The sequence below is a fragment of the Ferrovibrio sp. GW821-FHT12F09 genome (assembly GCF_058806775.1).
This window is the reverse complement of record NZ_JBXAPZ010000001.1, coordinates 2,315,656-2,336,293: the sequence shown is the minus strand read 5'-3', so window position 1 is coordinate 2,336,293 and position 20,638 is coordinate 2,315,656. Positions and strand designations below refer to the sequence as shown.

The 20,638-nt window shown below is 65.3% G+C and carries 23 protein-coding genes; 4 read left to right on the top strand and 19 right to left on the bottom strand.

From position 1 onward, the window contains the following. Position 1 precedes the first annotated feature (1 nt). The 8 genes from AC1ROB_RS11605 to AC1ROB_RS11570 all read right to left on the bottom strand — a co-directional run bounded on the left by AC1ROB_RS11605 (position 2) and on the right by AC1ROB_RS11570 (position 8,912). On the bottom strand, positions 2-511 hold the full coding sequence (locus AC1ROB_RS11605) for an acyl-CoA carboxylase biotin carboxyl carrier protein subunit (protein ID WP_492971011.1): 510 nt from the start codon (positions 509-511) through the stop codon (positions 2-4). An 8-nt stretch (positions 512-519) separates the two neighbouring features. After that, the gene (locus tag AC1ROB_RS11600; RefSeq protein WP_492971012.1) at positions 520-1,995 is read right to left on the bottom strand and encodes an acetyl-CoA carboxylase biotin carboxylase subunit; all 1,476 of its coding nucleotides are present in this window, start codon (positions 1,993-1,995) and stop codon (positions 520-522) included. Between the two features lie 72 nt (positions 1,996-2,067). Continuing rightward, entirely contained in the window at positions 2,068-2,859 is a 792-nt protein-coding gene (locus AC1ROB_RS11595) for an ABC transporter ATP-binding protein (protein WP_492971013.1), read from the bottom strand. Positions 2,860-2,929: 70 nt separating this feature from the next. Then, positions 2,930-4,192, bottom strand: coding sequence for an ABC transporter substrate-binding protein (locus tag AC1ROB_RS11590; RefSeq protein ID WP_492971014.1), 1,263 nt, complete (start codon positions 4,190-4,192; stop codon positions 2,930-2,932). 40 nt (positions 4,193-4,232) lie between these two features. Further along, positions 4,233-5,306, bottom strand: coding sequence for a branched-chain amino acid ABC transporter permease (locus AC1ROB_RS11585; protein WP_492971015.1), 1,074 nt, complete (start codon positions 5,304-5,306; stop codon positions 4,233-4,235). Further along, entirely contained in the window at positions 5,306-6,193 is an 888-nt protein-coding gene (locus AC1ROB_RS11580) for a branched-chain amino acid ABC transporter permease (RefSeq protein WP_492971016.1), read from the bottom strand. The genes AC1ROB_RS11585 and AC1ROB_RS11580 overlap by 1 nt, the downstream gene beginning before the upstream one ends. Beyond that, complete coding sequence (locus AC1ROB_RS11575) at positions 6,193-8,106, bottom strand: AMP-dependent synthetase/ligase (protein ID WP_492971017.1); 1,914 nt, start codon at positions 8,104-8,106, stop codon at positions 6,193-6,195. Before AC1ROB_RS11575 ends, AC1ROB_RS11580 begins: the two co-directional genes overlap by 1 nt. Next, the gene (locus AC1ROB_RS11570) at positions 8,103-8,912 is read right to left on the bottom strand and encodes an ABC transporter ATP-binding protein (RefSeq protein ID WP_492971018.1); all 810 of its coding nucleotides are present in this window, start codon (positions 8,910-8,912) and stop codon (positions 8,103-8,105) included. The genes AC1ROB_RS11575 and AC1ROB_RS11570 overlap by 4 nt, the downstream gene beginning before the upstream one ends. 795 nt (positions 8,913-9,707) lie before the next feature. Here AC1ROB_RS11570 and AC1ROB_RS11565 point away from each other — a divergent pair. From AC1ROB_RS11565 to AC1ROB_RS11550, 4 genes are all read left to right on the top strand, one after another. After that, positions 9,708-10,280, top strand: a complete 573-nt coding sequence (locus AC1ROB_RS11565; protein WP_492971019.1) for a thermonuclease family protein — start codon at positions 9,708-9,710, stop codon at positions 10,278-10,280. 68 nt (positions 10,281-10,348) lie between these two features. Then, entirely contained in the window at positions 10,349-10,756 is a 408-nt protein-coding gene (locus tag AC1ROB_RS11560; protein WP_493031429.1) for a hypothetical protein, read from the top strand. After that, positions 10,756-11,445 carry an SOS response-associated peptidase gene (locus AC1ROB_RS11555; RefSeq protein WP_492971021.1) on the top strand — a complete coding sequence of 230 codons (690 nt, stop codon included), beginning with the start codon at positions 10,756-10,758 and terminating at the stop codon, positions 11,443-11,445. The genes AC1ROB_RS11560 and AC1ROB_RS11555 overlap by 1 nt, the downstream gene beginning before the upstream one ends. A 414-nt stretch (positions 11,446-11,859) precedes the next feature. After that, positions 11,860-12,123 (top strand): CRISPR-associated endonuclease Cas2, encoded by a 264-nt coding sequence (locus AC1ROB_RS11550; RefSeq protein ID WP_492971022.1) that lies wholly within the window; start codon positions 11,860-11,862, stop codon positions 12,121-12,123. Positions 12,124-12,269: 146 nt separating this feature from the next. Here AC1ROB_RS11550 and AC1ROB_RS11545 read toward each other — a convergent pair whose 3' ends face one another. From AC1ROB_RS11545 to AC1ROB_RS11495, 11 genes are read right to left on the bottom strand one after another with little or no spacing between them, the layout of a single operon-like run. Then, positions 12,270-12,704, bottom strand: coding sequence for a 3TM-type holin (locus AC1ROB_RS11545; RefSeq protein ID WP_493031427.1), 435 nt, complete (start codon positions 12,702-12,704; stop codon positions 12,270-12,272). 13 nt (positions 12,705-12,717) lie between these two features. Continuing rightward, the gene (locus tag AC1ROB_RS11540; protein ID WP_492971024.1) at positions 12,718-12,933 is read right to left on the bottom strand and encodes a hypothetical protein; all 216 of its coding nucleotides are present in this window, start codon (positions 12,931-12,933) and stop codon (positions 12,718-12,720) included. A gap of 4 nt (positions 12,934-12,937) precedes the next feature. After that, the gene (locus tag AC1ROB_RS11535; protein WP_492971025.1) at positions 12,938-13,414 is read right to left on the bottom strand and encodes a M15 family metallopeptidase domain-containing protein; all 477 of its coding nucleotides are present in this window, start codon (positions 13,412-13,414) and stop codon (positions 12,938-12,940) included. Continuing rightward, the gene (locus tag AC1ROB_RS11530) at positions 13,407-13,733 is read right to left on the bottom strand and encodes a phage holin family protein (protein WP_492971026.1); all 327 of its coding nucleotides are present in this window, start codon (positions 13,731-13,733) and stop codon (positions 13,407-13,409) included. The genes AC1ROB_RS11535 and AC1ROB_RS11530 overlap by 8 nt, the downstream gene beginning before the upstream one ends. Beyond that, positions 13,733-14,098 (bottom strand): hypothetical protein, encoded by a 366-nt coding sequence (locus AC1ROB_RS11525; protein WP_492971027.1) that lies wholly within the window; start codon positions 14,096-14,098, stop codon positions 13,733-13,735. The genes AC1ROB_RS11530 and AC1ROB_RS11525 overlap by 1 nt, the downstream gene beginning before the upstream one ends. Before the next feature lie 31 nt (positions 14,099-14,129). Then, entirely contained in the window at positions 14,130-14,633 is a 504-nt protein-coding gene (locus tag AC1ROB_RS11520; protein ID WP_492971028.1) for a DUF4376 domain-containing protein, read from the bottom strand. A gap of 9 nt (positions 14,634-14,642) precedes the next feature. Then, positions 14,643-15,887, bottom strand: coding sequence for a hypothetical protein (locus tag AC1ROB_RS11515; RefSeq protein WP_492971029.1), 1,245 nt, complete (start codon positions 15,885-15,887; stop codon positions 14,643-14,645). Positions 15,888-15,889: 2 nt separating this feature from the next. Continuing rightward, complete coding sequence (locus tag AC1ROB_RS11510; RefSeq protein ID WP_492971030.1) at positions 15,890-18,979, bottom strand: phage tail protein; 3,090 nt, start codon at positions 18,977-18,979, stop codon at positions 15,890-15,892. A gap of 2 nt (positions 18,980-18,981) precedes the next feature. Further along, positions 18,982-19,419, bottom strand: coding sequence for a DUF6950 family protein (locus AC1ROB_RS11505; RefSeq protein ID WP_492971031.1), 438 nt, complete (start codon positions 19,417-19,419; stop codon positions 18,982-18,984). Beyond that, positions 19,419-20,066, bottom strand: coding sequence for a cupin domain-containing protein (locus tag AC1ROB_RS11500; protein ID WP_492971032.1), 648 nt, complete (start codon positions 20,064-20,066; stop codon positions 19,419-19,421). The genes AC1ROB_RS11505 and AC1ROB_RS11500 overlap by 1 nt, the downstream gene beginning before the upstream one ends. Beyond that, a complete protein-coding gene (locus AC1ROB_RS11495; RefSeq protein ID WP_492971033.1) occupies positions 20,063-20,614 on the bottom strand; it encodes a hypothetical protein in 552 nt (183 codons plus the stop codon). Before AC1ROB_RS11495 ends, AC1ROB_RS11500 begins: the two co-directional genes overlap by 4 nt. Positions 20,615-20,638: the final 24 nt, after the last annotated feature.

Here is a 20,638-nt window from a genome sequence, read left to right as displayed (position 1 = left end):
CTTACCCCTGCTCCCGTGCCGGTTCCGGTGCCGCAAATGTGACCAGGGCCGCACCGCGATCAAAGCTGTCATTGCTGGCCACATGGACGGTGGCAATACGGCCGGCCCGCGGCGATGCAATCGTCATCTGCATTTTCATGCTTTCGATGGTCAGAAGCCGATCCCCCTCCTGCACGTCACTGCCGGCTTCGATATGCACAGCCACCACGGTGCCCGGCATCTCGGCCAGGATTTCGTTGGCCGCTGCGGCTCTCGCGCCGCGTTCGCCCGGCAGATCGGCGCGATGCAAGACATAGGTACGGCCGGCGATGCGGAGCCAGGTGTCGTTGCCCTGCACCAGCCGCCAGCCGCGCACAACTGTGCTGCCGATCTCCAGCGCGAAACTGCCGGCGGCAGCGTCCAGTTGGGTCAACACGACGTCTGCGCCATTGACCCGCAACACCAGCGCCGGATGCCGGGTCGCTATGGTGACCTGCAGGTCCTGAGTATCGGCAGTGAAAGATGTCAGCATGATGCCTCTCAGTTCCGCCAGTGACCGATAGCCGCATGCAGCGCCGGCACCGCGAACAGCGCCGGCTGCAGATCGGCCTGCACCAGGGTCGCGGCGGCAGCGGCGATGGCCAGCTGGGCCGGATCGGGAGCGGGTTGACGCAGATCCTGCTCATGCTCCAGCAGGAAGCCCGTATGCAGCCGGCCTTCCAGGAAAACCGGATGCGCCAGCACGCGCGCCAGGTAATCGGCGTTGTTGGCCACGCCCAGAACCGCGATGTCTGCCATGGCGGCCTGAAGCCGCGTCGCCGCCATCGAGCGATCCTCGCCATGGGCAATGACCTTGGCCAGCATGGAATCGAAGGCCGGCGTGACCGACTGTCCTTCGCGGATGCCGCTGTCGAACCGCAAACCCGGGCCCGATGGCGCACGCAGCAGACCGATGTGGCCGATGGCGGGACGGAAATCCTTATCCGGCTCTTCAGCACACAACCGGCATTCGATCGCATGGCCGTGACGCTTCAATTCAGACTGCGCGAACGGCAGACCTTCACCCGCCGCGACCTTGAGTTGCAATTCGACCAGGTCGATGCCATAAACAAACTCCGTCACCGGATGCTCGACCTGCAGTCGGGTGTTCATCTCCAGGAAATAGAAATCTCCGTCGGACGCCAGGATGAACTCGACGGTCCCGGCATTCCGGTATTTCGCCGCGGCAGCCAGCTGCACGCCCGCTGCACAGATCCGTGCGCGCAGGTCATCGGACAGGTTCGGCGCCGGCGCCTCCTCGACGATCTTCTGATACCGGCGCTGCAACGAACATTCGCGTTCGCCAAAATGCAGGACATTGCCGGTGCCGTCGCCCAGAACCTGCACTTCTATATGGCGGGGCTTCTCGATCAGACGTTCGGCGTAGATCCGGGGATCGCCGAAATAGCGCTCGGCCTCGCTGCGCGCCAGCAGGACCGCCTCTGCCAGTTCGGCGGCGTTACGAACAACCTTCATGCCCTTGCCGCCGCCGCCGGCCGAGGCCTTGATCAGCAGCGGAAAGCCGAGGGCACTGGCAGCGGCCGGCAGATCGCCGGTGCCGTCGATCTGGATACTTGGCGCGACCGGCACGCCCTGTGCGCGGGCAAAGTCCCGCGAGCGGATTTTATCGCCCATCAGCAGCATGGTTTCAGCATCGGGGCCGACAAAGGTGAAACCGGCCTTGGCGACCAGGGCAGCAAAGCCGGCATTCTCCGACAGGAAGCCATAGCCCGGGTGAATGGCATCGACAGCCTCGGCCCGGCAAACAGACAGAATCTGTTCCTGATCCAGATAGGCCGCCGTCGGGACCGCGCCGAACAGTTCAACGGCGGTATCCGCCATGGATACATGGGGCGCGTTGCGATCCTCGTGGTGATAAACTGCGACAGCCCGCAGGCCCAATCGCTGCACTGTCCGTATTACGCGACAGGCGATTTCGCCGCGGTTGGCCACCAGCACAGTCCGGAATGTCGTCACGCCAGGGCCTCCGGTATTAATGAACCAAGTTCATTATGCGATGCTGCGTTTGCGCGAACAGCCATGGGCATCTCAGGCGAGCCAGCGCCGGCGGCGGCGATAGTGTTTGACGGCGTGATAATCGACGCGATGCGCGCCACCCAGATAGGCCGCCTGCACATCCGGATTGGCTTTCAGCACATCCACCGCGCCATGCATCACCACCCGTCCGTTCTCGATCAGATAGGCCGTCTGCGCCACATCCAGGGCGGCGGCGGCATTCTGCTCGACCAGCAGAACTGCAACCTTCGTTTCCGTGTTGATGCGGCGGACGATGTCAAAAATTTCGTCGACCAGATACGGCGCGAGGCCCAGGCTGGGCTCGTCCAGCATGATCAGCTTCGGTTCGGTCATCAGAGCGCGGGCAATCGCCAGCATCTGTTGCTCGCCGCCGGAAAGATAGCCGGCCTTGGCCTTGGCGCGCTCCGCCAGTCGCGGAAACAGCGTGAACATCTGGTCGATCAGGGTGCGGACATGGGCGCGGTCACGGTGCATCGTGGTCGCGGCAATCAGATTCTCGGCTGGCGTCAGATGGCCGAAGACCCGTCGTCCTTCCAGGCAGTGGACGATGCCGCAGCGAACCCGCTCGGGCGGATCGAGGCGCAGGATATCCCGCCCCTCGAATGTCACCTCGCCGCGGGTCACCGAACCGCGCTCGGGCTTCAGCAAACCGCTGATGGTCTTCAGGACCGTACTCTTGCCAGCACCATTCGCACCGAGCAAGGCGACCAGACCGCCAGCGGGCACGGCAATGGAAATGCCCTTCACCGCCAGGAAGACCTGGTCGTAGACGACCTCGATGTTGTTCAGCTCGAGAAGCGGCATGGCAGCGTGACTGTTCTCCGGCAGCAGAAAGACCGGCCCGGCACCACCGAAGCAGCGCCGGGCCGAGTGGTTACTTGCCCGTCTTGGCAAACTCGGACGAATATTTCTTCACTTCTGTCCAAACGACATCCTGGTTGGCAGAGAACCAGTCGGTCACCGGCACAAACTTGGCGCCATCCCAGCGGGAGATCCTGCCCTTGCCGCCACCCTGGTGATCCGCCGTGGAGATCGTGGTCGCCGGGATCATGCCGTCGGCCGTGAAATCCTTGATGCCGTGCAGGCCGGCATTCAGCCATTCACCCGTGATGGGTCCGTTCGGATTCTTCTCGAAAGCCTTGCGCACGCCTTCGACAATCAGGGCCGTGATCATGACGCCATAGCTGTAATAAACCGTGCCGACCTTGTTCTCGGGTCCCGATCCCTTACCGGCGGCAATCACGGTCCTCTGGATTTCCTGGATCGGCTTGGCCTCACGACCCAGCACGCAGGGATCGACCTTGAGCACGCCCTTGGCCTGGTCGCGGCCGACCACATCCATATCGGATTCCGAGACCCAGACGCTGGACGACAGGCGGTCCATGCGGATGCCGTTGCGGATAGCTTCGGTCAGCGCCACGGTCTGGCCGACGCCAGCACCCCAAAAGATGACCCAGTCCGGCCGCGCCCGGCGAACCTGCGGCCAGATCGCCGACTGGTCATTGCCCGGCGGCGTGTAGGGGAAAGTCTGCAGCTCGTAGCCGAGCTTGTCGCGCAGCGCTTCGAGAATCGGCAGCGGTTCTTTGCCAAACGGCGTGTCGATATGCACGAAGCAGATCTTCTTGCCCTTCAAATCGCCGTCGGTCTGCCGGAAATAGTCGATCAGCAGGCCCATCTGCGTCCAGTAATTGGGCGACAGCGGGAAGATATACGGAAAGACCGAGCCATCGGCGGCATCGGAACGGCCGGAGAAGGCCGTAATCATGTTGACCTTGTCCTGCAGAACGCGGGTGACAAGCGCGCGCGCAACCGGCGTCGAGAGCGGATCGACCAGCACCGTGCCCTGCCCCTTGGCGCGTTCATAGGACTCGATGGCGCGCGGCAGATCATTGCCATGATCGGTGACTTCGGCCGCGATCTTGTAGCCGTTGATGCCGCCGCGCTCGTTGATCAGCGTAATATAGTCGCGCTGGCCCTGGCTGTATTCCGCGGTCACAAAGGTATAAACGCGGGTGAAGTCCTGGGTCATCAGGAAGCGGATGGTCTTGTCCTGGCCGAAGGCGATCTTCACCGGCAGGTTGGCCAAAATGGCGGCGGCGGAAGCGCCGGCAATCAGGTTGCGACGATCGATCTGCATAGTTTCTCTCCCATCTTCTGGTTATACGCGGTTGATTGGCTCACCGTTGGGCATGGCGGAATGGCCACACCAGAAAGTAATTCCGGGCATTGTTGTAGATCTTGGCCAGGCCAAGCGGTTCCCAGAGCAGGAAGGCGATGATCAGGCCGCCATAAAGCATCATGGGCACATGCGAACGCAGATCGGTGCTGATCGACAGATCCATCGTCGTTGCCAGCAGGCCGATAACGTTGTTCAGGACAATCGGCGCAAACAGGATCAGGGCGGCCCCGAAGAACGAGCCCAGCACGCTGCCCATGCCGCCGACAATGACCATGGCCACCAGCTGGATCGAAAGCTCGATGTGGAACTGGTCCGGCGAAATGCTGCGCAGATAGCAGACGGCCAGGACCGATCCAACGACACCGCCGATGAAGGAGCTGACCCAGAAGGCCAGCAGCTTGAAGCGGAAGGTGTCGACGCCGATCACTTCGGCCGCATAATCCTTCTCGCGCACCGCCGCCAGCGCCCGGCCGAAGCTGGTGCGCCGCACATTCAGCATGAACAGGGTGACAAGAATGCAGACGGCCAGCGCCATATAATACGTCGCGGTATCGCCGACGATGGGAATGCCAAAGAACCGCACGGCGGGAACGGTGATCGTGGCCTGTCCGCCACCGCTGATCGCCGGCACATGGGAGATGACGAAATCGACGATGTACTGCATGGCCAGCGTCGCCATCGCCAGATACAGACCCTTCACCCGCAGGGCCGCTGCGCCGAACACAATGCCGACGGCGGCACTGATCAGCCCGCCGGCCAGCATGGCCAGCTCCAGCGGCGCGCCGGCCCGCACCAGATGCACCGACCCATAGGCGCCCATCCCGATCACAGCGCCATAGCCCAGATGGACCTGCCCCGCCGTGCCCATCAGCAGGTTGAGGCCCAATGCCGCAGTGGCCCAGATGATCCAGGGCAGCATGTAACCGACCAGGTAAAGCCGATCCAGCAGATAAGGCGCGGCCAGCGCCAGCAGCAGGACCAGCAGCATCAATCGCCGGTCCAGCGGCAATGGCCAGATCTGCCGCTCATCGCGGTAGCGGGTAAAACGGATACCGGCGCGGCGATAGAACATCAGATCCTCTCGATATGCTCACGGCCGAACAGGCCATGCGGCTTGAGGAGCAGGGTCAGCAGGATGATGGCGGAGGCGACAATGTCCCGGGTGCCGCCACCAACGATCGGATCGAGCACGCCGGTCGCGATGCTTTCCGCAACACCGACAATCACGCCGGCGATCAGCACGCCCGGAATGGAATCGAGGCCTCCCAGGATGGCGATGGCCAGCGCCTTGATCAGCAGCAGCGACAGGGACCAGTCGACGCCCTGCGTCGCCCCCCAGATCACGCCCGCAACCGTGGCGCTGGCCGCAGCCAATCCCCAGGAAATCGCAATCGCACGTTCCACGCGGATTCCGACCGCCCAGGATGCCGTCTGGTCATCGGACACCGCCCGCATGACCACGCCAAGCCGCGAGTTGAACAGGAACAGCGACAGCAGGATCATGACGAAGGCGACGCCGCCCCCGATCATCGTGGCGCGATTGAGGAGTAGTTCACCAAAGAAAATCGGCGCATTGGGAATGCCGATATCGAGCCGCTTGACCGCAGATCCGGCCAGGCCGGGCAGCAGGCCGCGCAGCATGATCTCGATGCCAAGCGTCAGCATGATGGCCATGATGACCGGCTGGCCGATCATGCGCCGCAGCGCCAGCCGCTCCGTCGCCATACCGAAGCCGAACATGATGATGAGAGCGACGGGAATCGCCAGCCAGATCGGCAGTCCGAGCGGGCCGGAAATGGCCCAGGTAGCGTAGCCGCCAGCCATCGCCAGCGCACCCTGCGCCAGATTCGCCAGCCCCGATGTCTTGTAGATCAGTACAATCCCGAGCGCGACGAGGGCGTACATCAGGCCAACGAAGATACCGTTGATACCGAGTTCCGAAAGCAGCAGAACATCCATCAGACCGGCACCTCCCGAACCGCCAGTACGCGACTGAGCTTGCCGCGCGTCCCATCCTCGTAGGTAATCTCGGCGTCGAAGGCGACCTCACCGGTTCCGGTATAGAGCGCCCGGATCAGGGCGTCGTAACGGCTTTCGATGACGGTACGCCGCAGCTTGCGGGTCCGGGTAATTTCGCCGTCATCCGCATCGAAATCCTTGTGCAGATTGACGAAGCGCCGCACACGCAGCCCTTCGGGCTGCATCGCGTTCAGCCGGCGGATGACATCGGCAACGAGATTGTAAACATCATCATGCTGCGACAGGTCGGCATAGGAGGAATAGGCGATCGCGCGCCGTTGTGCCCAGTGCCCTGTCGCTTCCATATCGATACAGACGATGGCCGTCAGGTCGGCGCGCCCGCTACCGACAACGGCGACATTGCGCACATAGGGGCTGAACTTGATGCGGTTCTCGATGTAATTGGGAATATAGCGTTCGCCGGCAGCGGTGCGCACCACCTCGCTGACGCGGCCCAGCACCACCAGATGACCGTCGTCATCCAGGTATCCGGCATCACCGGTATGCAGCCAGCCGCCCTCCAGCGCCTTTGCGGTGGCTTCGGCATCATCGAAATATCCATGAATGACCGAGGCCGAGCGGATCAGGATTTCGCCGCTGTCATCGATCCGGATATCGACATTGGGCATCGGGCGCCCGACGCTGTTGAGCTTGACCTGGCCTTCGCTTTGCGCCGCCGACAGGGCCGATGTTTCGGTCTGGCCGTAGAACTGCTTCAGCTTGATGCCCAGGGCGCGGAAGAACAGGAAGGTATCCTCCCCCATCGCCTCGCCGCCGGTGAAGGCCCGTTCGGCACGCGACAGCCCCAGCAGATCCTTGATCGGACCATAGACCAAGGCCTCGCCGAACAGGTGCAGCACACGCTCGCCCAGGTTGGGTTTCTGGCCGGTGAGCCGGCGGCGCTCTAGCTCGATAGCGCGCGGCATGAAGAAATCGAACAGACGACGCTTCAGCGGCGTCGAATCCGCCATGCCAACCTGGATGCGGGTCAGCATGTTGTCCCAGGCCCGTGGCGCCGCGAGATAGAAGGTCGGTGCGATGGCGCGCAGATCCTGCAGCACGGTTTCCTGCCGCTCGGGGATATTGATGGTGGCAACCAGCAGCAGGCCGGCGCCGAGCGTGAACACAAAATCGCCAACCCAGGCGGTCGGCAGATAGGCGAACAGCTCTTCATGCTGGCGGAAATAATCGCCCAGCTCGGCATTGCGAATGCCGCCCACAACATTGCTGTGCCGCAACGGAATGCCTTTGGGCAGGCCCGTGGTGCCGGAAGAATACAGCAGCACGGCGATATCATCCGGCCTGCTGCGTGCCAGCAGATCAGCCGCCAGTCCGCTCTCGGCTTTCAGGCGATCCCGACCCTGGGCTTCCACTTCGGCCAGCGACAGCACGCCTTCCGGCCGGTCCTGCCCCAGACCGCGCGGATCGTCGAACAGGATGACCCGCGGCCGGCCCGACCGTTCGCGCAGCCCCAGCAGCTTGTCGACCTGCTCCTGGTCCTCGGCCACAGCCAGCGCCGGATCGCCGAAGCGGGTGTAGGTTTCCAGCTCATCGACCGGCACATCCGGGAAGATCGGCGCGGGAAAGGCCCGCAGCACATTGGCGGCCAGCATGGAATAATAAAGATTGGCGCGGTTGTCGCCGACCACGATAACTGCATGGCCCGGTGCCACCCCCAGCATCTCGAACCCGGCGGCGAGCGCCAGAACACGGTCGCGCACCGCGCTCCAGGTCTCTTCCTGCCAGATCCCGAAATCGCGCTCGCGGAAAGCAATGCGATTGCCATGTTCGAGTGCATTGCGGGCCAGCGCGGCGACCAGCGTCTCGGGCGCAGCCGGATTTGCCGTGGTCATCGTGTTTCCTCGATGACACGCGCCGCAGCCCGTTTGCCCAGATAAGCCGCGATCACTTTCGGGTCGGCGATGGCGGCCTTCGGCTCGCCCTGCGCGATGATCTCGCCATAGCTTAGCACCACGATGCGGTCGCAGATGGCCGTGACCACATCCATGTGATGTTCGATCAGCAGGATGCTGACATTGCGCTCATCGCGGGCATCCAGGATGAACCGGGCGATATACTCCTTCTCTTCCTGGTTCATGCCGGCCATCGGCTCGTCGAGAATCAGGAAGCGCGGTTCCGCCACCAGGGCGCGCGCCAATTCGACACGCTTCTGCAGACCCATCGGGATGACCTCGACCGGTTCGTCGCGGATATCCTGCAGCTGCATGAAATCGATCACATCCTCCGCAACCCGGCGGTGCGCGATTTCGTTGCGGGCGGCCCAGACCCAGTAAAACAGCGTGGACAACGCGCTGGGCTGCATATGCACATGCCGGCCGAGCAGAATATTGTCGAGCACGCTCATGCCCCGGAACAACGCCAGATTCTGGAAGGTGCGCGCCACGCCCTGATGCGCGATCCGATTCGGCTTGCGGCCCGTGATGTCCTCGCCGAACAGATGGATAGTGCCGGCATTGGGCGGATAGAAACCGGTAATGACATTGACCATCGTGGTCTTGCCCGAACCGTTCGGTCCAACCAGGCCGAATATCTCACCCTTATCGACATGCAGATCGATGCCCTTCAGGGCCTTGAGACCGCCGAACGAGCGCTCGATCCCACGGCAGTCCAGTATCCGATCCGGATCAGGCTGCTGCACAGGTCACACAGAATCGCATAGCCACACGGGCATCGCGCCGGGCGAGATCACGCTTGTTTCCTCCACGTTTTATTCGGCTTCTGCGAGCCTTTGTGTCACAAGCTGGTTCTTATTGAATGCGGTTCATTAAGAGGAGTCAATCACCATTTCAGTGTCGGGTTTGTTTTAGAAATTGCAAAGCCTGACCGTGCTGCAGCGCACTGTCTCAGCTTGTCGAAAATCAAACGCACAAAGAATAAGGAGCGATGAGCAGTCAGTCGCTCATTGGGCCTGCAAGGATGATCGCTTGAGAAAACAGATATCTACCAGCCAATGCTCATCAGCATGGCGTTACCACTGCTGCCGCTGTTTCTCTACGGACTGCGCATTCGGTGATCCGCCACTTCCAGCACAGCGGCTGAACCAGTCTCGCCGGCATGGAAAATCGACAGGATGGCCGCAGCTGTTGCGGACAGTCTCCCGCACTGCCCCGACCTTCTCCGGCACGGCATATTTTCTGGAATCCGGGGAGCCGATCATATGACCGTTCATTGGCAACTCCCGGTTGCCCGGACAGAGTGCAGCAGAACCGGTTGAACGGGTTTGGGGGACCGTGGCAGGCCGGGCAGCCAGCAGAAGCGCGAATGCCCGCCGAACGAAAATGGCCGACCAACGGTTAAACCATTGATCGGCCATTAAAATTAATGGGGCGAGGAACGGGACTTGAACCCGCGACCCCCAGAGCCACAATCCTGCGTGATCGCAGCAATTTCAATGACGGTTTGCAAAAAGCCGTCCGCAGGATTACGCCGCTGCATGATGTCTGTCCTGCGATTTGCAATCCTCGCCGCGCTGCCGATTCTCACCATCGCCGCCCTGCCCGCCCGTGCCGAACCGCCGCGCCATGAATCGATTCCGGGTGAATACCGCCTGGCCGGCACGGTGCTGCAGGTGGAAGACGGCGACACGCTGACCATACGCGGCGCGCGCCATGGCAAGCGGCATCGCATCCGCCTCTCCGATATCGACGCGCCCGAGACGCGCCACAGGGATCGCGCCGGCCAGCCATTCGGCCAGGCCGCCGGCGCTGCCCTGCGCAGCCTCGCGCTCGGCCGGCAGGCCGCGGCCGAATGCTTCGAAGCCGACAGCTATGGCCGCCATGTCTGCCTGGTTTATATCGACGGCCGCCAGGTGAACGCCACCCTGCTCGATGCCGGCCTCGCATGGCCGGCCGAGCGCAGCGCCTGGCAGCGCGACCCGCAAACCCCGGCGCGCGCCGCCGCCGCCCAGGCCGCCGGCCGCGGCCTCTGGGCCGGGCCCGACAGAATCGCGCCCTGGGCCTGGCGCCGTGTCTGCTGGCAGCAGCAGGTCTGCCCCAACGGGGAGTAGCACCGGCGCCGGCCGGCCCCATCATCTTGGGGTTAGCTAAGTGAATATTTTCCTGTAGAATGGCGGCGATGTTCTGCTTTATGTCTCACGGCATGCCATACCGTGTCGACACCATCCAGTCCTGCCGCGCCGCCCGCCGCCTCGCCCGCCTGCAGATCGATCTCTATGCCGTCTGCGACACGTGCAGCGGCCACTGGATGGTCAACAAGGCCGAGGCCGTGCGCGAACTGGGCGAGGCCGCCACCATCCTGTCGCTGATCGGCCGCGCCCGCTGCCAGCTCTGCGACTCCGGCCGCTGCTGCGATGTGATGCTGGATATCGGCAAGGATGTATCCGACCCGAGTAAGCGGCCGGCGACATGGACCTTCGGCAGTTTCGAAAAGGCCGATGGCGACAGCGTGTTCGGCACGGTACGGCCGCACCGCCGTGGCAAGCCGCGGCCCGAGCGCAAGCCCTGGGAATGGGACGAAGGCTGATGTGCAACGCCGTCGCCATCTTCACCGACCTGCGCGTGATGGCCAGCCGCTTCGGCGCCCAGCGCAGCAGCGGCATGCCCGAGCGTTATCCGCCGCGATCACTGATCAAGCCGAAGGACACCCTGCCGGTGATCGCCCTCGGCCGCGATGAATCGCCCGAGGCCTTGGCTGGCCGCGCGGGGCCGGGCCGCCTGGTGCGCAAACTGGTGCCGATGCGCTGGTGGCTGGTGCCGCCGTTTGAACCGGTGCCGGAAACCAAGCTGACCACCTTCAATGCGCGCGCCGAGAAACTCTCTCGCGGCCCGGTCTTCGGCCCCAGCTTCCACATGCAGAAGGGCAAGGGTGGCCGCTGCCTGGTGCCGTTCGACCAGTTCTATGAATGGAGCGGCCCGCGCCGGCCGAACACCATCCGCGTGCGCAGCAACCGCATGCCGGCCTTTGCCGGCCTGTGGGCGCACTGGCAGCCGCCGGCGGGCTCGCCGCATGCGCCGCTGCTCAGCTGCACCATCATCACCGTGCCGGCGAACGAGACCGTGGCCCCGTTCAACGATCGCATGCCGGCGATCCTCGACGAGGACGCATGGCCGATCTGGCTGGCCGAGACCGCCACCGGCGACCGCGAACTGGTCGACCTGCTGCAGCCCTATCCCGATGACCGCATGACGGCCACCGAGGGCGCGCCGTTCTGACGCGCGCGAAACAAAAATCCGAGAACCGCAGCACAGACTCGGCAAAGATTTCGCATTCTGAAAGAGTCAAGCGAAGAAAGTTTCAGAGAGGTGTAATTTCTCTCCTTGAAAGCGCGATCAGCGGAACCCACCTTATCCGGCGACAAAAAACGCGGCCGGATCATATCCGCCGCGTGAGTTGTCCGGCGATCGCCAACCAGTGGCTAGGCGATCGACCAGGTGACTTAGATTAGACTCGTGTTTAAGCATCCCGAGACTATCCCCTAGGACAACTGGCCCGCAAGCCCTCGCCGCAGGCAAGTCGGCGATTTCACTTGCATTTTCCGGACGACCGCGAGTCGGCGGCCGGAAACCCCGGCTTCGCCAATGGCGGTGCTGGTCGGGGAAGAACTGTCCATAGAGGAAAATGAAACAATGACTCTGCACCTTATTACCTACGACCTGGTGAAGTACAAGGATTACCCGAAGCTCTGGGAAGCCCTCGAAAAGGCCGGTGCGCAGCGCGTGCTGCTGTCGGTCTGGCTGCTCAACACCACATCGACCTCCAAGCAGGTCTATGACTGGCTGCTGCAGTTCATCGACAAGGATGACCGCATTATGGTGGCGCCCACCACTAAGGGCGCCCTCCAGTATCGCGCGATGAATGGCATCAACGAGTACCTCGCCAAGGTCGCGTAAACGAAAAAAAGCCCCGCCCTGCACCGGCAGAATGCCGGGCAGGACGGGGCCAGTCGTTACAGGGAGGAGCCGGCCGGAGCCGGTCGTGGCACCCCTTGCGGGGATCTCAGGCCGGCCGATGATCCTCGGTCGCGGTCAGGGGATTCCTACTTCGTCTTGCCGGTAACCTTTTCGGTGGTGCGCAGCGCGCCGAGGCCCAGCATGGCGAAGACCAGTTCCTGCAGCCCGGCGATCTCGCTGACCGGATAGGCAACGACGCCATCGGCCAGCAGGCACAGCTTGACCCAGATCACCGAAGCCAGGGCGAATTGCGGCCAGTAGAACAGCGCCAGAGACAGCGCGCAGACCCAGCCCACGGCCGGGCGCCAGCCCGCCACGAACCAGTTGCTGCTGGCCGCCTCGATCTTGTTCAGCTCGACCTGCAGTTCCGCCGGATGCTGCCGCAGCTTCTCCAGCACGGCCTGCGCCTGCGCCTTCTCGTCGTCGCTGGTGAACAGCTTGTCGAACACGTTGCCGATCGCCTCGATCGGCGCGGCAACACCCTTGCCGGCCTCGGCCGCGCCGCCGCCCAGCAGACTCATCAGCCAGCCCATCTCACTTCACCTGGCCGGTCAGGTGCATGTAGGCGACGCGCAGCGCGATCAACACCCACCACGCCCACGAGATGCCGCCGATGATCCACAGCCAAAGGCCGACGGCATTGGCCCAGATCAGCGCGCCGATCAGCCAGAGGCCGAACAGCAGCGACAGACCGGTGCCCAGCAACGCGACCCCGACCCAGATGATTGTAGTGCCCCAGCTTCCGTCCATGGTCTTACCCCCTCAGTTCGAAATGCGGCAGATCCACAAAGCGTTCGTCCGGGTCGCCGTCATGGCGCGCCTTGCCGTCGCCATCCCAGTCGCCGCCCCAGCGCAAGGCCACACCCAGCCTTTCGGCATGGGCCCAGATATGGTCGCGCAGCGCGCGGAACACCGCGTAGAGCCGCGCATCGATCTCGGCCGCCGGCCGGCACGCCGCCTTCTGATCGGCCAGCCAGCCCCAGGCATTGCGGCCATCGATCACCGGCAGGATGTCGACGGCGCGCGACGGCAGCCGGTTATGCTCGCCCTGCGGCCATTTCAGTTTCGACAGGCCCTTGGCAAAGGCCTCGTTCTGCTCGGCCTCGTTGCGATGGCCGCAGGCGATGCCGAAGTCATGCGGCGCATCGGCGATGGCGGCGCGCATCACGCGCTGCAGGTCGGTATGGCAGCTGTTCAGCCGCGCGATGCTGGTGGCGCCGAAGTTAAACATGGCCGTTGCCCTTGGTGGATTTCTTGCGGATGGCCAGCAGGATCAGGGCCTCGATGCCCTTCGGCCCGAACCAGGCGGTCATGCCCACGATGGCCAGCTGCATCTTCGGGCCGGTCTCGACAAACTCGGCGGCGCCGGCGCCGACGAAGATGCAGAACACCGCCGTCAGCGCTTCGAAGACCAGGTGCCAGGACCAGAATTCGCGGCGGCCGTCCTGCACCATGTGCCAGTGCCACAGCATCCGGGCGGCGCCGGCCGGCACGAACAGCAGGATGAAGGTGCTGCCGGCATCGATCAGCGAGGCGATCACCTTTTCCATTACAGCGCGCCCTTACCGGAAGGCGCGACAGACGGCGCGGCAGACGGCGCCGGCTTCGTCCGCTCGGCCCAGCCGTCGCCGCCGGTCTCGATGCAGCTCCAACCTTGCAGCGTGGTGCGGATCAGGCTCCAGCTGCCGGATGTGGGATTGACCAGCAGTTCGGCGATCGCAGTCTCGCCGACCACGCCGGCCGCCCAGGGCTGTTCGCCGAAGCGGTCCTCCAGCATCTGCACGATCTCGGCGCGCGGGCCGCAGAGCCGCCGCGCCGTCGTCGGCTGCGCCAGCGCCGGCGCCGCCAGGTCGATCAGGCAAAACCCGCAAAGACCAAAAATCGCCGCTGCCGCGGCCAAGGCTGTCCGCTTCATGTCGCATCCTCCCCCAAGGTGTCGGATCAGGTCAGATCGTCGGATCGCTGTTTTCGGGCCAGCCGGACTCGATGGCGATGGCGTCCAGGTCTGCGGCGGCTGCCGCCGCCAGGCAGAGGTCCTTCTTGTCGCGGGCGCACTGCACCACGGCGGCGAACCAGCTGCCGCAGGCCTGCGCCAGCGCCAGGCCATCGGCCGGCGTCGGCAGCGGCACGCGGTCATTCTCGACCGTGATCCAGCCGGTCTGGTAATCCTCCGGCCAGGTCAGGCCCGGCAGGCCCAGCGCCACGCCGATCGCCGTGGTGGCCATGCCGCCCAGATCGGCGCGCGGACCATCGCCGTTGCGGCGATCGAGCAGCGCGATATGCAGGCCGCCGAACAGTTTTCCCGCCCGCAGCAGCCGGTCGCGCTCGGCATCGACCATGGCGATGCGGGCCGTCACCAGCGCCGAAAGCGGCTGCGCGCGCGCCGCCTCGAAAGCGGCTTCCTGTTCCGGCGACAGTTCGATCTCTTCGCCGTTGCGCATGATCTTCATGGCGCGCTCCTATTTCTTGCGGCCATAGAGGGCCGCCACGCCGGTGATGGTGCCGCTGCTCGGCAGCAGGCGCAGCGCGTTGACCGCGCTTGCGGTCAGGATCGCGCCGGTAGCATGGAAAAAAGCATTACTGGCATCGCCGCTGGCCGGATGGCTACTCGCATAGATGACCTGCTTGCGGTAGGTGCCGCTGGCCGGCCGCATGATGCCGATGCGCGAATAGAAACTGCTGGCGGTCGAGGTGTCGCCGTCGATAGGCTGGCCACTCAGTTCTATTTGCGCCACCCCGCTACCGCCCACCGGTCCAATCGGACCATCGATGTTGCTGGTCGAGGCATAGCCGCCCCAGCGGTAATTCGTGCCGGCGAGGAAGTTCGAGCCGCCGTCGGTCGAGCCGCGCAGATACATGGTGGCATCGACTGACAGATCGGCCGAGACATAGAGTTCGTATTCGTCATAGGTCGCGTCCAGCCCCGTGGTGAAATCCACCGCCGACACGGCGCTGAAACTCTGCGCCTGGATCAGGGTCACGCCCGCTGCCACCTGCGCATACAGCAGATCGGCGCCGGCGCCGGCCGACTGCAGCACAAAGCCCGCCGTGCCCGGCACCAGCATCTGCCAGCCCGCCGCCTTGCGGGTCAGGATGGCGCCGCGGGTATTGCCGAAGACCGCATCCAGCAGCGCCGTCAGTTGCCGGAACGGCCCGCCGCCGGTCAGCAGGGCGTAGTAGTCGCCCGAGCCCGGCGCCGGCACCAGGCCGCGCTTGCCCGGCGTGCTGGGGCTGCCGGTGGTGGCGCCGGTGAAGACGCCGACGGCGCCGCCGCCGAGCCGGATATCGTCCAGGTCGGTATCGTCGATCGCCGTCATGCCCACGGTCAGGCGCACACGCGCCACCGGCAGCAGGCCTTCCGCCAAGGCCGGATCGGCCGGGCTGGCGGCTTCCGCGCCGGCCTGCACGCCGAGGCTACCATCCTCGGTATTCACATAGACGATGTCGTGGCGCGGATTGGCCACCGGCGCCACCAGCATGGCGGTGCTGCGCGCGGCGAACTCGGTCACCAGGCCGGCGATCTTCAGCGCGCCGGCGCCCACCCGCACGGTCATGTTCGGCACCGCCGGACTGCCGGCATCGTTCTGGTGCGGCGCAAAGGCGCCGGCGATGCGATCATGGATCGCCGCCGTGCCGTCGAGCGCCGCCTTGTATGCGCTGGGCGGCTGCACGGTGAAATCAGGCAGCGGTGACGAGACGGTCATGCTTATGCTCCGGTGAATTCGGTGGCGAGCCGGCCGCCGACGCTGGCGCCGGCGCTGGACAGCACATGCAGGGTGGCGCCGGTGCTGGTCAGGGCCGACCAGTAGGCGAGCCGCGCCGCCGGCGGCGAGCCGGGCCCCAGTTCCGGCGTCAGCTTCGGCGTCGGCACGGTGAAGAAGGGCGGATCGAAGGTCACCGCCGTGCCGCCCGGCGCGATGGTCAGGATGCCGAGATTGAGGCTGCGCGGCGCGATGTCGAAGACCGGCTGGAAGCCGCCGAGATAGGCCGCGCCGCTCTGCGGCGACAGATGCACGCGGGTCAGGGCATAGCGCCCGTCGATCGGTCCCACCGTCCAGGGCTCGAAACCGTCATAGCTGCCGGCCGCCGTGCGGTAATCGATCTCCAGCTGCGCCGCGGCGCTGCCGGCGGCGCCGGGGCCCAGCGCCGCCTGGATATCGGCGAACACCCGAACATCCTGCGCATCGAAACCGAAATCCAGCGCGCGCGCCTGGTAATAGGCATCGCTGACCGGATCGGGCACGAATTCGTCGAACACCCGCCAGCCCAGCGCCGCATTGTCGCCGGTCGATTCCGGCACCAGCCGGCGCGTCGGGCCATGCAGCACCAGATCGGTCAGCGTGCCGCGCCAGCGCGGCGCCTCGTCGGTATCGGCGATGGTGACATTGCCGCCGGCGGTGACGGTCAGGTTGTACGTTGCGGCATTGGCTGAATAGTTGCCGCTGGTATCGCGCGCCTTGATGCCGACCACCCAGCTGCCCGGTGGAATCGCCGAGTTGGTCACCAGGGTGCCGCGCGTGGTGGAGGTCACCACCGTGGCGTTTTCCCAGACGAACGGCGCCGCCATGTAGCGGATTTCGTAGCCGTTCAGATCGAGGTCGGGCACCTGGTTCCAGCGCTCGGTGACCACGTTGTCATTCTGCTGCGCCGAGAATCCGGTGACATCGGCCGGCAGCGCCGTCTTGCCGATCACCGTATGGCTGGCGCCGGCCTCGGCCGGCACCCAGTCGGACTTGACGCCGGCCGCATTCACGCTGCGCAGGCGCACGGCATACTGCGCGCCATCCTGCACATCCAGCAGGAACAGCTCGGTCACATCGCCGCCGACAAACTGCGACGGCTGGAAGTCCTGCTGCGGGCTGTCGCCCAGCCGGCGATACTGCAGCTCGATCCGGCCGCCCGAGGTGACGAACACATCGGCCGGTGCGGTCCATGTGGCGCGGATGCGCGAAAACACCGTGCCATCGGCGCGGATGAACAGCTGGTCGGTGCCGCTCTGCAGCGCCAGGGCGGTCGGCGGCGCCACCGTGAAGGGATCGGGCAGGTCGGTGGCCGGCGCCGGCGTCAGCGTCGCCTCGTCGACGGTTTCATCCCAGGCAAAGACGCTGGCGTCGATCTCGGTCAGCGACAGGTCGACGCCCAGGCGCTGGTCCTCGCCCTCGCCGCGGCCGTCGCGCGAGACGAAACCCAGCGTCGTCGCCTCGAAGGTTTTTCCCGTCCAGCCCCACAGCCGGTTGCTCAGCGCTACCGTATCCATCGCCTGGGCCAGCAGGCCGCGCAGACTCAGCGGCCAGCGCGTGGTCACCTGACGGCGCAGGCGCTCCAGGGCGATGCGGGCGCAGCGCTGCGCCATCGATGGCGAGTTGGTCCAGGGCAGTTCGTAATCGAGCCAGATATCCTCGCCGTTATCCTCGGCCACATAGGCGGCGCTGATATAGGCCGGATAGTCGGTGGCCTGGAAATTGTCGTCGGGATTGGAAAAGATGCCCTTGATGCCGTTGGCCAGGTCGCGGCGCGAACGGCGCGTCTGTACGGTGATGCCGCCGTCGCAGTCGCCTTCGTCGAAACTGACGGTTGCCATGCGCCAGACACCGGCATAGAGGTGCCACTGGCCGCCGCTCCAGACCAGGCCGCCGGCCATGGCCGACAGCATGTCCTCCAGTATCTCGCGCGGCTTGTCGCTGGTGCGGAAACTGCCGTTCAGGGTGTAGCGCGGCTCGGCATTGACGGTTAGCGCCACGATGCCGCTGCTGTCGGCCGACAGCGCGATCGCGGTGCCGGCGCGGGCATCCGCCAGGCTCAGCGCCAGGCGGCCGCGCAAGTAATCCAGCGGCATCCAGAAATAGTCGGTGCCGGCGGTCAGGCCGCCCGGCAGTACACCGGGCGGCGAGCCGGCCGGCGCCACGCGCAGGCGGGTGCCAAGACGCAGGGCGGCATCGCGGCTGGCCACGGTCAGCACGCCGTCCGCTGCTGTCGCGGTGAAGTCGACGCTCACCGGCTTGCGCGCCACCATTTCGTCGCAGGCATTGGCGGCAGCGATCAGCGCGTCGTCGTAGATTTCGAAACTGGTGGCGCCCAGGCCGCCATCCACCGCCGGGGTGCGGATATAATCGGCGATGCACAGCGGCGGATTGTCGGTGAAGCCGGTGAAGTCCGGCGAGGCGGCGACGCGCGGATCGCGGATGCCATAGGCGGTATCGAGGATCACCGAGGCATTCGGCAGCGAGCCGGGGAACTTGTCGCTGCTGTATTTCAGCCGCAAATACAACTTGGTGCAGCCGGTCTGCCGGTGCCGCTCGGTCCACTTGTCCGGGCAATGCTCGATCAGCTTGGCCTTCCAGGTGGCGTCCGTCGCCGGCGTGCCCAGGCCGAACCAGCAGGACACATAGCCGGCATATTTGCCGGTGGCGTTGCCGTCATCATCCAGGGGAACGACTTCATCATCCAGCAGCAGGGCCCGCACACCGCGGCACGGATGCCCCAGCACCGTCACCACCATATGCAGATATTCGCGGCTGCTGCCGCTGGTATGCAGGAAGGTCTGGCCGCCCGACAGCCGCGTCTGCCCGTAGGCGCGGCTGCGCACCATGATGGCCTGGCGCACCGACAGCGTGCGGTCCTGCACGGCGGCGGCGAACCCACCGGCATCCTGGCTTTTCGGTTTCTTCGCCGTCGCCGCGGTCACGGCGGTGCTGATCACCGTGGTGACCACCGAGGTGATGAAGGCGGCCAGCGAGATATAGCCGGCTGCATAGCTGGCGGCGGCGACGGCGACGGCGGCTATGGCCGGCGGCATCGTCAGCCCACCCGCCAGGCGCGGCGGCAGCTGCGCAGGGTCACGCGCACCAGGCCGCGATCCTGCAGGAATATCGCCGTGCGGCCATCGGGGGCGGTCACGCCCAGCGCCGGATCGGGCACATCGGCCAGCACCAGGTCGCCGCGCTGCGCCAGCAGCCGCGGAATCTCGACGCCGCCCCACTGGCTGCGAAAGGCCTCCGCCGCCGCATCCATCGTGGTGACGCCGAAGAGACTGCGCATGCGGCGCAGCGCGCCGGGGCCGCTGCTGTAATGGCCGCGCAGGCCGGTCGTGAAATCGCCGCCGGTGACGGCCTCGGCCGCGCCGAGCGCGAACAGCACGCAGTCGTGATGCCCCCAGGCAAAGGGCTGCTGTTCGGCGGCGGTCAGATACAAGGCCAGTCGTTGCGGCCAGTCGCTCAGCCTTGCGATCGCGGCCATCAGTCTCTCCCGCCAGACAGGTCGATGCCCGGCAGGTCGATGTCCGACCCGGCGGCCCGTGATCCTGCATCCTGGGCCTGCAATGCGGTGGCATGGCCGGCATTGGCCGGCGCGCCGACCCAGTCCAGCCCAACCGTGGATGGCCGGCCGGACAGCCAATGCTGCACCGACAGGAAGGCGGCGCCACTGGCAAACACCGTCAGGTCATGCCAGTCCTGCGGCCCCACCCGCACACCCCGCCCCCACCAGCGCGACAGGCCATCGGGCCGGCGGTCCTGCAGGTGATCGAGCGGGATGGCGCTGACGCCGTTGACGCGGAAATCGTAGTCTCCCGCCACATGCATCTCGATCGTGTCGACATGCGGATGACGATGTGGCGGCACCGTGCTGTGCGGCGGAAAGATAAACAGCTGCACCTGGAAGGCGCCATGCCGGTACAGCGCCAGGCCGGGCAGATTGCCGGCCCAGACAAGGCCATCGGCCGGCGCCATCGGCATGGCGGCGCCATGGACGCCGAACCAGGCGAGGAAATCCTGCAGCGGATCGGCCGAACCGGCAGCCGGCGCAAAAGGCGGCGCCGGCATAGCCCCGCTGCGCAGCCAGCGCGGCAGGCTGGAACGCCGGCTGTTCGTGGCGGGATTTGTCATGCCTTGCCCCAGACGCCGTTCCAGTCCTGCAGGCCCGGCACGAATTCAAAGCCGAGATCATCGGCATCGGCGATTTTCTGATCCTCGCTGGTGTAGCGCCGCTCGCGCGGGCGCTCCAGGTCGATCAGGCGGTTCTCGGCGGTGATGCGGATGGTGACGGTGGCGCCGTCATCCACGATCTCGGGCACATCGGTCAGGCCGCCGAATATCTGCTTGGGCGTGCCGTCGAAGCGGTTGCCCTGCAGCACCCCGAGCCAGACCCGCGCGGTGCGGCCCCAGCGCATGGAGGCAAGGCTGATCGCCAGCAGGTCGGACGGGATGCCGGCCAGTTCGAAGGTGACGCCGCCGGCTTTCAGTTCGGCGGTTTCCTCGATCGCCGAAATCTTGCCGAAAATGCCGGTGCCCAGGAAGGTCTTGCCATCCCATTCCAGGTTGCCGATGCCGTTCCAGCAGCGCACCGGGTTGTCGGGATCGGCCGTGCCGATCTCGGCCAGCAGCACCGGTTCCAGCACGGCATCGGACAGCGGCAGGTCGGTATCGCGGCTCATGATTCAAGCTCACTCATGATCTGG